Annotated in this window: 15 protein-coding genes; 10 read left to right on the forward strand and 5 right to left on the reverse strand. The window is 31.7% G+C overall.

Going from position 1 to position 13,614, the window contains the following annotated elements; all coding sequences use genetic code 11:
* Positions 1 to 153: 153 nt before the first annotated feature.
* The 5 genes from ES045_RS10950 to ES045_RS10970 are packed head-to-tail and all read right to left on the reverse strand — an operon-like array spanning position 154 to position 2,939.
* Positions 154 to 504, reverse strand: a complete 351-nt coding sequence (locus ES045_RS10950; RefSeq protein WP_147116328.1) for a 2TM domain-containing protein — start codon at positions 502 to 504, stop codon at positions 154 to 156.
* Positions 505 to 508: 4 nt separating this feature from the next.
* Complete coding sequence (locus ES045_RS10955) at positions 509 to 796, reverse strand: 2TM domain-containing protein (protein ID WP_147116329.1); 288 nt, start codon at positions 794 to 796, stop codon at positions 509 to 511.
* Positions 797 to 798: 2 nt separating this feature from the next.
* A complete protein-coding gene (locus ES045_RS10960; protein ID WP_147116330.1) occupies positions 799 to 1,122 on the reverse strand; it encodes a 2TM domain-containing protein in 324 nt (107 codons plus the stop codon).
* Complete coding sequence (locus ES045_RS10965; protein ID WP_147116331.1) at positions 1,122 to 2,483, reverse strand: 2TM domain-containing protein; 1,362 nt, start codon at positions 2,481 to 2,483, stop codon at positions 1,122 to 1,124. Before ES045_RS10965 ends, ES045_RS10960 begins: the two co-directional genes overlap by 1 nt.
* A gap of 42 nt (positions 2,484 to 2,525) precedes the next feature.
* The gene (locus ES045_RS10970; RefSeq protein WP_147116332.1) at positions 2,526 to 2,939 is read right to left on the reverse strand and encodes a DUF2141 domain-containing protein; all 414 of its coding nucleotides are present in this window, start codon (positions 2,937 to 2,939) and stop codon (positions 2,526 to 2,528) included.
* 609 nt (positions 2,940 to 3,548) lie between these two features.
* Here ES045_RS10970 and ES045_RS10975 point away from each other — a divergent pair.
* The 10 genes from ES045_RS10975 to argH all read left to right on the forward strand — a co-directional run bounded on the left by ES045_RS10975 (position 3,549) and on the right by argH (position 13,597).
* Positions 3,549 to 4,163, forward strand: coding sequence for a GNAT family N-acetyltransferase (locus ES045_RS10975; RefSeq protein WP_147116333.1), 615 nt, complete (start codon positions 3,549 to 3,551; stop codon positions 4,161 to 4,163).
* The gene (locus ES045_RS10980; protein WP_147116334.1) at positions 4,163 to 5,338 is read left to right on the forward strand and encodes an argininosuccinate synthase; all 1,176 of its coding nucleotides are present in this window, start codon (positions 4,163 to 4,165) and stop codon (positions 5,336 to 5,338) included. Before ES045_RS10975 ends, ES045_RS10980 begins: the two co-directional genes overlap by 1 nt.
* A gap of 60 nt (positions 5,339 to 5,398) precedes the next feature.
* Entirely contained in the window at positions 5,399 to 6,382 is a 984-nt protein-coding gene (argC, locus tag ES045_RS10985) for an N-acetyl-gamma-glutamyl-phosphate reductase (protein ID WP_147116335.1), read from the forward strand.
* An 87-nt stretch (positions 6,383 to 6,469) separates the two neighbouring features.
* Positions 6,470 to 7,261: a pyrroline-5-carboxylate reductase gene (proC, locus tag ES045_RS10990; RefSeq protein WP_147116336.1), complete on the forward strand. Its 792-nt coding sequence runs from the start codon at positions 6,470 to 6,472 to the stop codon at positions 7,259 to 7,261.
* Between the two features lie 37 nt (positions 7,262 to 7,298).
* Positions 7,299 to 8,429 carry an aspartate aminotransferase family protein gene (locus ES045_RS10995; protein ID WP_147116337.1) on the forward strand — a complete coding sequence of 377 codons (1,131 nt, stop codon included), beginning with the start codon at positions 7,299 to 7,301 and terminating at the stop codon, positions 8,427 to 8,429.
* A gap of 39 nt (positions 8,430 to 8,468) precedes the next feature.
* Positions 8,469 to 9,233 (forward strand): glutamate 5-kinase, encoded by a 765-nt coding sequence (gene proB, locus ES045_RS11000; RefSeq protein ID WP_147116338.1) that lies wholly within the window; start codon positions 8,469 to 8,471, stop codon positions 9,231 to 9,233.
* Positions 9,234 to 9,269: 36 nt separating this feature from the next.
* Complete coding sequence (locus tag ES045_RS11005; RefSeq protein WP_147116339.1) at positions 9,270 to 10,208, forward strand: N-acetylornithine carbamoyltransferase; 939 nt, start codon at positions 9,270 to 9,272, stop codon at positions 10,206 to 10,208.
* Between the two features lie 77 nt (positions 10,209 to 10,285).
* On the forward strand, positions 10,286 to 11,062 hold the full coding sequence (gene argB, locus ES045_RS11010) for an acetylglutamate kinase (protein ID WP_147116340.1): 777 nt from the start codon (positions 10,286 to 10,288) through the stop codon (positions 11,060 to 11,062).
* 3 nt (positions 11,063 to 11,065) lie between these two features.
* Positions 11,066 to 12,133 (forward strand): M20 family metallo-hydrolase, encoded by a 1,068-nt coding sequence (locus ES045_RS11015; protein ID WP_147116341.1) that lies wholly within the window; start codon positions 11,066 to 11,068, stop codon positions 12,131 to 12,133.
* Positions 12,134 to 12,322: 189 nt separating this feature from the next.
* Positions 12,323 to 13,597, forward strand: a complete 1,275-nt coding sequence (argH, locus tag ES045_RS11020; RefSeq protein WP_147116342.1) for an argininosuccinate lyase — start codon at positions 12,323 to 12,325, stop codon at positions 13,595 to 13,597.
* The last annotated feature ends 17 nt before the right edge of the window (positions 13,598 to 13,614 follow it).

The following is a 13,614-nucleotide window of genomic DNA, read 5'->3' on the forward strand; positions in this document are numbered from 1 at the left end:
TTGTAATAAGCTTTTAAAACAGGCATTTGCAATCGCCAAATCTGGGTTAATATATGACGATACTTTCAGAAGTGTGTTGGTGAAAAATTAAGTGAATTTTACTTGTTTTTTACCACAGTACTTTGTTTGGCTCTAATTAGTTTCTTATGATCTCTATTTTCCATCACTATAAAATTTGCTTTTTTTAAGGTCTTCTTTCTCCATCAATTCTTTAATTTTCTTTTCCTCCCAATCATTTCCGAATCCTAAAGGTTTAAATCCGAAAACACCTAACCAATGAAAAAACATTCCTATTCCCCAGAAAACCCATGTAGAATACACTCCAAAATTAGAAAAAGCATCTTCTATATTATCTCCGCTTTTTGTTAAGCCAAAAATAATAACGCCACTTATAAAAATGTTTGCCAATATGTAAACCAGAAAGTGAACATAAAATCCTTTAATGGCTTTTACTCTCTTTTTTGCTCTAATAAAACTAGTTTCTTGTGTATAATCTTGTTGCATCTTCTTATTTATTTTCGTTCATAAATTCTCTAATTTTCTTCTCTTCCCAGTTTTTTCCAATTCCTATTAAATTGAATCCGAAAACCGTTAACCAGTGAATAAAAAGACCTGTTCCCCAACCAAAAGCAGAAAACCAAAACCAATGAAAATGGGGTTCGAACTTTAAGTTAACAAAAATAATAACAGGTATAACAACACAATAAATGCTTAAATGTGTGTAAAACCCTTTAATATCTTTTACTCTTTTTTGAGCTTTATAGTAGCGTTGTTTTTGTGTGAAGTCAAATTCCATTTTTACCTAATGTTATTTTGTTCGTCCATAAATTTCTGAATCTTTCTCTCTTCCCAGTCTTTATTCATGAATAAGCTGAGCCCGAAAGTATTTAATGCCTGAAAAGCAATTCCTATTCCCCAAAACAACCAAATCTTATAATTATGATAATCTGAAAAAGCTTCATAAAAAGTGTCTCCGTCATTTATATCTCCTGCAATAAATATAGCACTCAAAAAAATATTTATAATTACATACGTTGCCAGATGTTTATAAAACTTGCTAATTTTTTCAACCCTTTTTTTTGCTAAAATAAATCGCTGTTCTTGTGTTCTATTCGTTTCCATTATCTGTACTTTTTTTGCTGATTTTCTTTCTCCATCAAATCTTTAATCTTTCTATCTTCCCAATTACTTCCTAAGAAAATATTGTAATTATTTACTTCTAAAAAATGAAAAGTCAACCCCATTCCCCATCCGAAGATTGGAAACCAAAACCAATGGAAACCTGGTGAAAACCTTAAATTTATAAATATTAAAAACGGAATCACTAAACAATAAGAAGCTAAATTCTGATAGAATTCTTTTAATTTCTCTACCTTTTCTACTGCTTTAACATATTTGCTATTTTCTAAATCTTCTGAGTACATTGTATTGTTCATTTTATATAAGAGCGGTAAACTCACCCTAAAAGTTTTGTTATTATTTTCTATTTTCACTCCTTTTTGAGTGATCAATCCATATCTATCAGCAATGTTTTGCAAACCAACTTTGGTACTCTTTCCTATTGCTTCTTTTGGGTTGACATTGTTTTCTATAATTAAATAATTAGCTTCTTCGTAAATATGAATCGTTAAGGGTTTAGAAGTAGAAACTACATTGTGTTTTACGGCATTTTCTAATAAAAGCTGCAAAGACAACGGTACTATTTTTAATTCATTGTTGCTTATTACATCAGGAATATTAAATTGAACGGCATCTTCAAAACGCATTCCTAACAATTCCATATACGTTTTAGCAAACTTTAATTCTTCTTCAATTGGTACTAAATCTTTATTCCGTTGTTCTAAAACGTATCGATACACTTTAGAAAGTTTTGTGGTGAATCTTTCTGCTTGCGCAGGATTTTCGCCAATTAGACTGGTTAATACATTTAAACTATTAAATAAAAAATGCGGATCTAATTGGTTTTTTAAAGATTCAAATTTGGCAGTTTCTGTTTTTGCTACAATCTGCTGCTGCGTACTTTCTTGTGTCATTGCAGCTTTCCAGTTGATCATAAATCCTCTGGCATGCAAAAAGGTTGAAATTCCTAAAGAAAGAATAATATAAAATAAATGAATCCAAAAGTAGTTTCCTTTAAAAAAATCACTAAAAGCTACACCATTTAAAACAACAAATACTACATAGTCTATAATTAAAACTACCGGAATTGTATAAAGTACCGTTGCTATTATCCCAAACCAGACTCGTTGATTTGTTAATGTAATCCAATCCCATTTAGAAGATAAATAGTTGTTTATAAATATGTTTCCAAAACCAATCCCAAAAGAATACATTCCAGAAATTATAAAAGTCCATATAATACTTTCTAAAGTTCGTTGCCCGAACACAAGACCAAACAGTAAACCAAATATTACGGTTAGTTTTAAGCATAAAATTGCTGCTTTTTTCAAACTTCTCATAGTGTAAACTTCTTGGTGTTTCATTATATATTCTTTGATATAAAATGTTGTATGGCTCGTAATTTACTAAAATTTAAGATCTAATTTCATATTTTCATCTTTCAACATAAATTTAGCACCTTCAAATGTTGGTGGTGCAAAAGCCATTACATTATTAGAAGCACCATAATCTTCTAAAGGCATTCTATTTGCAGAGAAATCCATTTTACCATTATTATTTTTATCATGGTAACAAATAATAGCATACTCTCCTGAAGGAACATTTTCGAAAACTACAGTACTTTTACCATCTATAATTTTACCTTCTTTACCCTGAACAGGTATGCTGTTAAAATTTTCTTTGTTGTATAAAGCAAAACCTACTTTTCCTTTTTCTGAAGATACATTTACAACAGTTGCCGTTATTGAGTTGTTTTGAGCTGTTACGCTGTTTGTAATTGATAACATTGCTGCGACTAAAATAGATAGTAAAAATTTCATAATGTTTGTTTTAATTGTTATTGATGGTTCAAAGATGCAACACAACCAAGGTTTTTAAAATTAAAGAATACCCAACTGTATTTTTTTTAGGATGAATTGTAAAAATTAGATTAAAAAGGATATTTCCCTCCCGAAACATAAGGTTATCGAATTTCTTGATAAACACAATCTATAAAATCGAGTGACTTAAAAAAGTGTTTACTAAAGATTTGATAAATAATAAATTGTTTTTTTACTAAATTGATAAAAGTTAAAAAAAAAGCTTCTTTTTTCAGCTTCCATTGAAAAAATAATATACATTTACAATATGTTTACTACAAAAAATAAAACAAATACTATGGTTCCCAGGTTGCGCTTTCGCAATGCAATTCGCTAATGCTATATGTAGCAATAAACTGAAACCATAATTTTTTATTTTTTTATCATGTACCAATCAAAAAAACTTAAAAGCTCACAAATCAATATTATTTTAATAGATAATACAAATTCTGTACGCCGCTTTTTCTCACCTCGCCCTTTGGGTGTTTAAATGATTATGGAATTAGGTGAGTCCAATTCTGCACTTCAAAGCAAAAAATTAAATACATTCAACTTTAAAATATCAATACAATGGAAATTGTAATTGCTAACACATCACATACTATTTACGCAGATATTATCTGCAAAACAATAGAAGATGCTGCTCAAGTAAGAGGAACAGGTATCGCCAAAAGAAAACCAGCATACATTGCCACTAAAATGGAAAACGGAAATGCTGTTATTGCATTGGAGGATGGTGAATTTGCTGGATTTTGTTATATAGAACAATGGGGTCACGGCAAATTTGTTGCCAACTCTGGTTTAATTGTACATCCTAATTTTAGAAATATTGGGCTAGCCAAAAAGATTAAACTCGTAATTTTTAACCATTCTAGAACCAAGTTTCCAGATGCTAAAGTTTTTAGCATCACTACAGGTTTAGCGGTTATGAAACTAAATACAGATTTAGGATACAAACCTGTTACTTTTTCTGAACTTACAGACGACCAAAGTTTTTGGGATGGTTGTAAAACGTGCCGAAATTTTGATATTCTAACAAGAACAGAAAGAAAAATGTGCATGTGTACAGGGATGTTATTTGACCCTAAAAATAATAACAAAGAAGCCTCTAAAGAAGTGAAAGAGAGCGTTTTTCAAAAACTAAAAAATATAAAACAGAACTTGTTTCTAAAAAAAGATAAATAATGAAAAAATTAGTAATTGCTTATAGTGGTGGTTTAGATACTTCGTATTGTGCCGTAAGTTTATCAAAAGAATATGATGTACATGCTGTTAGTGTAAATACTGGCGGTTTTACATCAGAAGAAATTAAACAGATAGAAAGTAATGCTTATAAAATGGGCGTTTCTACCTATAAAAATATTGATGCGGTTTCAACATTTTACAATAAAGTAGTAAAGTATTTAATCTTCGGAAACGTATTAAAAAACAGTACGTATCCGCTTTCGGTTAGTGCAGAAAGAATTATACAAGCCATAGAAATTATTGAATATACAAAGAGTATTGATGCAGAATATATTGCTCATGGAAGCACTGGTGCAGGAAACGACCAAGTGAGATTTGATATGATTTTTCAAACATTGGCGCCTAATATTAAAATAATTACGCCAATTAGAGACGGAAAATTAACAAGACAAGAAGAAATAGATTATTTAAAATCTGAAGGGATAGATATGCCTTGGGAAAAATCGAAGTACTCTGTTAACAAAGGCCTTTGGGGAACTAGTGTTGGTGGTGTAGAAACTTTAAAATCTGAACTGCCTTTACCAAGTGAAGCCTATCCTTCTCAATTAGAAAAAGAAGGCGAAGAAAAAGTAACATTGACTTTTAAAAATGGTGAATTTGTTGCTTTAAACGGACAAGCAAACTTACCTGAAGTAAATATTGAAAACCTAAATAATAGTGCTTCAAAATTTGCAATTGGTAGAGATATTCATGTTGGTGATACTATTGTTGGTACCAAAGGAAGAGTTGGTTTTGAAGCTGCTGCTGCTTTAATTACGGTAAAAGCACACCATTTGTTAGAGAAACATACGTTAACAAAATGGCAATTACAACACAAAGAATATTTGTCTAGTTTCTACGGAATGCATTTGCATGAAGGTCAGTATTTAGATCCTGTGATGAGAGATACGGAAGCTTTTTTACAAAGTTCTCAAAAAATGGTTTCTGGTAATGTAGTGGTTTCTTTAAAGCCGTATCATTTTTCTTTAGACGGAATTATTTCTGATCATGATTTAATGTCTAGCGCATTTAGTACGTATGGTGAAGAAAATAAAGCTTGGACAGCAGATGACGCTAAAGGTTTTATTAAAATCTTAGGCAATCAGAATAAAATATACAGACAAGTAAACTCGTAAAATAAGTAATGCAGACCTTAAAGGTTATAAAAACCTGTGAGGTCTCAAAACATTTTTAAAATGAAAAAATTAGAAGTAGGAATTATAGGTGGCGCAGGTTATACAGCAGGTGAGTTAATAAGGTTATTATTGAATCACCCAGAAACAACGATCAATTTTGTGTACAGTACTTCTAATGCTGATAACAAATTGTATAAAGTGCACCAAGATTTAATTGGTGACACAGAAATTGATTTCACAAGTGAAATTAACACAGCTGTTGATGTCTTATTTTTATGTTTAGGTCATGGAAATTCAACAGCTTTTTTAGAAAAAACTACTTTTTCTGACAAAACAAAAATCATCGATTTAAGCAATGATTTTAGATTACTTGCTGATAAAAATTTCCAAGGAAAAGATTTTGTGTACGGTTTACCAGAATTAGACAAAGAAATTATAAAAACGGCTAAATATATTGCAAATCCTGGTTGTTTTGCAACCGCTTTGCAATTAGCAATTTTACCTTTGGCAGCAAATGGTTTGTTACAAAACGATGTTCATATTAATGCGGTAACCGGCGCAACAGGCGCAGGAACGTCATTATCTACAACGACACATTTTACATATAGAGATAATAATTTTTCTCATTATAAAGCATTTAATCACCAGCATTTAGGGGAAATTAATCAGACAGTGCATCAGTTACAACCTAATTTTAATTCAGAAATTAACTTTGTACCTAATAGAGGTAATTTTTCTAGAGGAATTTTTGCAACTACCTACACCAAGTTTGAAGGTTCTATTGAAGAAGCAACAAAAATGTATAAAGCCTATTATAAAGATGCCGCTTTTACTTTTGTTTCTGAAAATGAAATTCACATGAAACAAGTTGTAAACACTAACAAATGTTTAATCCATTTAGAAAAACACGGAAATAAATTACTCATTACAAGCACCATCGATAATCTATTAAAAGGTGCTTCTGGTGCCGCAATTCAGAATCTAAATTTAATGTATGGGTTTGAAGAAACGTTAGGGTTGAATTTAAAAGCAAACTATTTTTAAAAACAGGAGTTAGTAATTAGTCGATAGGTATTAGTGCCAATCACTAACAACTAAACACTAAAGACTAACAACTAAAGACTAGCAATTATGAAAGCAGCAATTATTGGAGCAGGAAGTTTAGGACAATCTATAGCCAAAGGTTTATTGAAAAATAAAACGGTGACATCTCTTTATCTAACAAAGCGAAATACAGATTCTATAAAAGCTTTTAAGGTTTATGATGAAGTAATATTGACCTCGGATAATGAAGAAGCTATTCAAAATTCTGATATTTTAATTTTTGCTGTTCAGCCAAGGCATTTAGAAGATATTTTAAAAAACGTAAAACATCTTTTAAAGGATAATCATGTTTTAATTACGGTAATTACAGGTTTTTATATAGCTAAAATTGAAGCTATTGTTGGCGTTGATACCTATATTATTCGTTCGATGCCAAATACCGCTGCTGCTGTTGGACAATCTATGACGTGTCTTTCTCCGAATACAAAAGGGAAAGAAAAAGTAGAACTAGCAAAAACTATTTTTAATAGTTTGGGCGAATCTATGGAAATACCAGAAGAACAATTACAAGCGGCCACGGTTATTTGTGCAAGTGGAATTGCTTTTTGGATGCGTTTAATTCGTGCAACAACACAAGGTGCGATTCAGTTAGGTTTTGAAGCTGATGAAGCCCATAAATTAGCGATGCAAACTTGTTTTGGCGCTGCTACTTTATTAAAAGAATCTGGCAATCATCCAGAAGCAGAAATAGACAGAGTTACCACTCCTGGAGGTTGTACTATTGAAGGTTTAAACGAAATGGAACATCAAGGTTTAAGCTCTTCTCTAATTAAAGGAATTAATAAATCATTTGATAAAATAAGTCAAATAAAAAACTAATACATAGGGTTGAAAACCCTTGATAAAATAAAAGAATATGCCATTATTTAACGTTTATCCACTGTACGATGTTACACCAGTAAAAGCAAAAGGAATTTATGTTTATGATGAAAACAACACGGAATATTTAGATTTATATGGTGGTCATGCTGTAATTTCTATTGGTCATGCGCATCCTAAATATGTGGAAGCTATTACGAATCAGGTAGAGAAATTAGGTTTTTATTCAAATGCGATTCAGAATCCTTTACAGGTTGATTTGGCTAATAAATTAGAGGTACTTTCTGGTTGTAAAGATTATCAATTATTTTTATGCAGTTCTGGTGCGGAAGCCAATGAAAATGCCCTAAAATTGGCGTCTTTTAAAACAGAAAAATCTAGAGTTATTGCTTTTAAGAATGGTTTTCACGGACGTACTTCTGCTGCGGTTGCCGTAACTGATAATAAGAATATTATTGCGCCAATTAATGCACAACAAAAAGTTACGATACTTCACTTGAATGATATTGATAGTGTAAAAACAGAACTAGAAAAAGGAGATGTTTGTGCAGTAATTATTGAATTTATACAAGGAGTTGGTGGTTTAGACGAAGCTACTGCTGCATTTTTTGAACAAGTTGATGTACTTTGTAAAGCAAACAACACCATGTTTATAGCTGATGAAGTGCAGTCTGGCTATGGACGCTCTGGTAAATTCTTTGCATTTCAGCATTACAATGTAACGCCAGACATTATTTCGATTGCCAAAGGAATGGGAAATGGTTTTCCTATTGGAGGCATATTAATTCATCCAGATATTGAAGCAAAATTCGGAATGTTGGGAACCACTTTTGGTGGAAATCATTTGGCTTGCGCTGCAGGTTTATCCGTTTTAAATGTAATTGAAACAGAAAACTTGATGGACAATGTAAATGAAATGTCTGCCTATTTCATCAAAATTGCAAAAACGATTCCACAGATAAAAAAAAGCAAAGGAAGAGGATTAATGCTCGGTTTAGAATTCGATTTTGAAGTTGGAGATTTACGCAAGCAATTAATTTACGACTATCATATTTTTACTGGCGGCGCAATGAATAAAAAATTATTGAGAATTTTACCTCCTTTAAATGTAGAAAAAAAACATATAGATCAGTTTTTTAAAGCATTGGTTGCTGCTTTGGATGAATAAATAAAAAGAAGGTTCATAAAAACAACCAAACAAAATACTATGCAAAAAAAGAAACGCATTTTACTAAAAGTAGGCTCTAACACGCTTACGAAAGAAACCGATAATATTTCGAGAGGAAAAATTGAAGATATTGCAAATCAAATTGCTAAACTTCAAGATACTTGCGAATTTATTATTGTGAGTTCTGGTGCTATTGCGGTTGCAAAACAGTTTGTAAAGTTAGAAAGTAAACAAGAAGAAGTCTTTGTAAAACAAGCTTTGGCTTCTATCGGTCAGCCACACTTAATCAGAATTTATCAAGAAATATTTAGAGAATATGGCTTGTTAAGTTCTCAGTGCCTCCTCTCCTATTCAGATTTTGAAAGGCAGCAAAGCAAAACCAATATTGTAAACACCATTAATGTGTTGGTAAACAATAACTACATTCCTATTATCAATGAAAATGACACCGTTGCAACCGATGAAATTCAATTTGGCGACAATGATAAACTAGCGGCTTTAACGGCGACTTTGTTAAATGTTGATTTGTTGATAATTGCCACAAACACTAACGGAATTTACACCAAAGAGTCTTTCAATAATAACAAGCCAGAAACGATCTTGGAGGTTCTTAATTTTGATGACTTGAAAAATGAAGTTGTAAATTCTAAATCTACTCACGGAAGTGGTGGAATGGCTTCTAAAATTGAAGCCGCAGAAATAAGTAAAAACGCGAATATAGAAACTTGGATTGTAAACGGTTTGGAAGATAATTTTATAGTGAATGCTATGCATAATAAAGTTCCGTTTACAAAAATAAAGTAACAAGAGGTTCAAACCTTTTGCTTAAAATAAAATAAAATGAAAAATTACACATCTATAAACGACATTGAAAATATAAATTCTTGGATTGAAGAAGCTAAAGAGATAAAGGAAAATCCTTTAAAGAACATCAAATTAGGAAAAAATAAGACATTAGGATTGTTATTTTTTAACTCAAGCTTACGGACACGTTTAAGTACACAAAAAGCGGCTTTAAATTTAGGAATGGACCCGATTGTAATGAACGTTTCTGGTGATGCTTGGGGAATTGAATTTGGAGATGGAACGGTTATGAATGGCAATACCGCAGAACATATTAAAGAAGCTGCTGCTGTAGTTTCTCAATATTGTGACATTATTGCTGTAAGAGCTTTTCCGAGTTTAACTGACAGGCAAAAAGACGAGTCTGAACACGTTTTAAAATCTTTTGTTGAATTTGCTTCTGTACCAATTATAAGTATGGAGAGTGCCACTGGGCACCCTTTACAAGGTTTAACAGATGCCATTACAATTGCTGAAAACACCACAAAAAAGAGACCAAAAGTCGTTTTAAGTTGGGCGCCGCATGTAAAAGCTTTACCACACGCAGTTGCTAATAGTTTTACACAAGCAATGCAAAAAATGGATGTTGAATTTGTGATTGCAAATCCAGAAGGTTATAATTTAAGTAAAGAAATCACCAAAGACACAAAAATTTATCACAACCAGTCAGCCGCTTTTAAAGATGCCGATTTTGTGTATACAAAAAACTGGAGCTCTTACGAAGATTATGGAAGAGTTCTTTGTACAGATCCTACTTGGATGATTACCAAAGACAAGATTGCAAATGCTAAATTTATGCATTGTTTGCCCGTAAGAAGAAATGTTGTGGTGGAAGATGCGGTTTTAGATAGCGATGCTTCTTTAGTTATTGAACAAGCTAATAACAGAACCTATGCTGCTCAATTGGTTTTAAAGAAGATTTTAGAAAACAACTAAAGTCATTGCTAGAAGGAAGCAATTTGTTAAAGAATCGAGAGATTGCTACATGCCTCGCAATGACAAATACACAGAAAATGGAAAAACTATCAATCATAAAAATTGGAGGAAATATTATTGAAGATGAAACTTCTTTACATGCTTTTCTAAAATTATTTTCTAATCTAGAAGGGAAGAAAATTTTAGTGCATGGTGGAGGAAAACGTGCCACAAGTGTTGCTTCAAAGTTAGGTATTGAATCTAAATTAGTAAATGGAAGAAGAATTACAGATAAAGAAACTTTAGAAGTAATTACTATGGTTTATGGTGGTTTGGTCAACAAGAATATTGTGGCTAAATTACAAGCTTTAGATATTGATGCTATTGGTTTAACAGGTGCAGACATCAATAGTATCAAATCAGAAAAAAGACCTGTAAAAGATATCGATTTTGGTTTTGTGGGTGATGTAAAACAAGTAAATTCAAGTGGAATTGATAAATTAATGAAAGCTGATTTTACGCCTGTTTTTTGTGCAATTACACATGATGGAAATGGACAATTACTAAACACAAATGCAGATACAATTGCAAGTACCATTGCCGTTGGAATGAGCGAAATCTATGAAACATCAATTTATTATTGTTTTGAATTGAATGGTGTTTTAAGAGACTTTAATGATCAAGAATCCGTCATAAAAATCATTAATTCTAAAACCTATAAAGAGTTGTTAGATGCTAAAATTATTACTGACGGAATGATTCCTAAAATAGACAACTGTTTTGATGCTTTATACAATGGAGTATCAAAAGTACATATTGGAAATACTTCAATGTTGACAAAAGAAAACGAGTTTTTTACAACTATTACAACCTAAAAAATGAATATCGAAAAATTAACAGAAAATGCCATTTCTCTTTTAAAAAATTTGATTGAAACCCAATCATTTTCACAAGAAGAAGAAAATACAGCGAAATTAATAGAAGGTTGGTTTATTGAAAATGAAATCCCTTTTAAAAGAACAAAAAATAATATTTGGGCAACCAACAAGCATTTTGATGAGAGCAAACCTACACTATTGCTAAACTCACATCATGATACGGTGCAACCAAACTCGGCTTATACTAATGATCCTTTAAAAGCATTTGTAGAAGACGGAAAATTATACGGATTAGGATCTAATGATGCTGGTGGATGTTTGGTTTCTTTAATAGCAACCTTTACCAATTTTTACGCACAAGAAAACTTAAAATATAACATCGTTATTGTAGCTTCTGCAGAAGAAGAAAATTCTGGTCCTGATGGATTGAATAGTATGTTAGCAATTATTCCACATATTGACGTGGCCATTGTTGGCGAACCAACTTTAATGAATTTAGCCGTTGCAGAAAAAGGTCTAGTTGTTTTTGATGCTGTGGTAGAAGGAACTCCAAGTCATGCAGCACATCCAAACAGTAACAATGCTATTTATAATACCATTGAAGTTTTACAATGGTTTAAAGACTTTAAGTTCGAAAAACCTTCGGTAGCGTTAGGTGATGTAAAAATGACCGTTACTCAAATTGCTGCTGGTTCTCAACACAATGTGGTACCTGCACATGTAGATTTAGTAGTAGATGTTCGTGTGAATGATGCCTATTCTAATCAAGAAATTGCAGACATTTTACAAGAAAAATCACCTTGCACAAAAATTACACCGAGAAGTTTGCGCTTAAATTCTTCTTCTATACCTACAAATCACGATTTGGTAAAAGCAGGAATTGAGATGGGAAGAGAAACGTATGGCTCTCCAACCTTGTCTGATCAAGCAGTTTTAACTTGTCAATCATTAAAATTAGGCCCCGGAGACAGTACGCGTTCGCATTCTGCCAATGAATTTATCTATCTTGCAGAAATTGAAGAAGGAATTAAAATTTATGTTGAATTGTTGAATCGTGTGATTAAATAGAGAAAAAAGAATCAAGAGACAAGAAACAAGACTTACTTATTTAGTCTTAATTCTAGTAGTGAAACAATCTAATATCTTGATTCTAAATTATAAAAATAATCGTCATAACGAGGAAATATGACGAAGTTATCTTTTTATTAATTAAGAGATTGCTTCGTTCCTCGCAATGACAATAAAATATAGAGAAATATGAAACTTTGGGATAAAGGATTTTCAATAGATCAACAAATAGAAAAATTTACAGTGGGTAATGATAGAGAAATTGACATGCATATTGCAAAATATGATGTTCAGGCTTCTTTAGCACACGCAATAATGTTAGCATCTATTGGTATTATTACTGCTGATGAATTGAAAGATTTGAAAAGAGGTTTGCAAGAATTGGCAGACGATATTGAAAACGGAACCTTCGTTATAGAAGCTTCTTTTGAAGATGTGCATTCTAAAATTGAATGGGAATTAACGAATAAGTTAGGTGAAGTTGGTAAGAAAATTCATACGGCTCGTTCTAGAAATGACCAAGTTTTAGTTGCTTTACAATTATATTATAAGGAGAATTTAGCAGTTATCAATAATAAGACAAAGACACTTTTTGATACACTTTTAGGATTGGCTAACACACACAAAGAAGGGGTATTACCTGGTTATACACATTTACAGGTTGCAATGCCATCATCATTCGGGTTGTGGTTTTCTGCATACGCAGAGTTGTTAATTGATGATGTATATATGTTAAATGCAGTTGCTAAAGTTGTAGACCAAAATCCTTTAGGTTCTGCTGCTGGTTACGGGAGCTCTTTCCCTATCGACAGAGAGTTAACAACCAAAGAATTAGACTTTGCTACCTTAAAATATAACGTAGTTGCTGCGCAATTAAGTAGAGGAAAAAGTGAGCGTTCTATTGCTTCTGCTTTAGGCGGATTGTGTAATACCATGGCTCGTTTTGCAATGGATGTTTGTTTATATATGAGTCAGAATTTTAATTTTATTTCTTTTCCAGATGAATTAACAACAGGAAGTAGCATTATGCCGCACAAGAAAAATCCTGATGTTTTTGAATTGATCCGTGGAAAATGTAATAAAATTCAGGCTTTACAAACAGAAATGATATTAATTACGAATAATTTACCAACGGGTTATCATAGAGATTATCAATTATTAAAAGAAAATATTATCAATGCTTTTGAAGACGTTAAAGATATTTTAGACATTTTTAACTACTCTATTCAGCAAGTAATTGTAAAAGATATTGATTTGGAAGATGAAAAATATCAATATTTATTTACAGTAGATAGCATCAATAATTTAGTAATTGAAGGCATGTCTTTTAGAGAAGCGTATCAAAAAATTGGTGGTCAAGTACAAGAAGGAACTTACAAACCAGATTTAGGTAAACAACATTCTCACGTTGGAAGTATTCATAATTTATCTTTGGATAAAATTAGAGCGAAATATCCGAAGTAAGAAATAAACTAATTATA

The organism is Polaribacter sp. IC073 (assembly GCF_007997075.1).
Taxonomy (GTDB): Bacteria; Bacteroidota; Bacteroidia; order Flavobacteriales; family Flavobacteriaceae; genus Polaribacter.

Excerpts from the sequence above, each read along its gene's own strand:
- proC (WP_147116336.1), top strand. The coding sequence starts at position 6,470 with ATGAAAGCAGCAATTATTGGAGCAGGAAGTTTAGGACAATCTATAGCC.
- ES045_RS10960 (WP_147116330.1), bottom strand. The coding sequence starts at position 1,122 with ATGGAAACGAATAGAACACAAGAACAGCGATTTATTTTAGCAAAAAAA.
- proB (WP_147116338.1), top strand. The coding sequence starts at position 8,469 with ATGCAAAAAAAGAAACGCATTTTACTAAAAGTAGGCTCTAACACGCTT.
- ES045_RS10995 (WP_147116337.1), top strand. The coding sequence starts at position 7,299 with ATGCCATTATTTAACGTTTATCCACTGTACGATGTTACACCAGTAAAA.
- ES045_RS11015 (WP_147116341.1), top strand. The coding sequence starts at position 11,066 with ATGAATATCGAAAAATTAACAGAAAATGCCATTTCTCTTTTAAAAAAT.
- ES045_RS10975 (WP_147116333.1), top strand. The coding sequence starts at position 3,549 with ATGGAAATTGTAATTGCTAACACATCACATACTATTTACGCAGATATT.
- argB (WP_147116340.1), top strand. The coding sequence starts at position 10,286 with ATGGAAAAACTATCAATCATAAAAATTGGAGGAAATATTATTGAAGAT.
- ES045_RS10955 (WP_147116329.1), bottom strand. The coding sequence starts at position 796 with ATGGAATTTGACTTCACACAAAAACAACGCTACTATAAAGCTCAAAAA.
- ES045_RS10965 (WP_147116331.1), bottom strand. The coding sequence starts at position 2,483 with ATGAAACACCAAGAAGTTTACACTATGAGAAGTTTGAAAAAAGCAGCA.
- ES045_RS10950 (WP_147116328.1), bottom strand. The coding sequence starts at position 504 with ATGCAACAAGATTATACACAAGAAACTAGTTTTATTAGAGCAAAAAAG.
- argH (WP_147116342.1), top strand. The coding sequence starts at position 12,323 with ATGAAACTTTGGGATAAAGGATTTTCAATAGATCAACAAATAGAAAAA.
- argC (WP_147116335.1), top strand. The coding sequence starts at position 5,399 with ATGAAAAAATTAGAAGTAGGAATTATAGGTGGCGCAGGTTATACAGCA.
- ES045_RS11005 (WP_147116339.1), top strand. The coding sequence starts at position 9,270 with ATGAAAAATTACACATCTATAAACGACATTGAAAATATAAATTCTTGG.
- ES045_RS10980 (WP_147116334.1), top strand. The coding sequence starts at position 4,163 with ATGAAAAAATTAGTAATTGCTTATAGTGGTGGTTTAGATACTTCGTAT.
- ES045_RS10970 (WP_147116332.1), bottom strand. The coding sequence starts at position 2,939 with ATGAAATTTTTACTATCTATTTTAGTCGCAGCAATGTTATCAATTACA.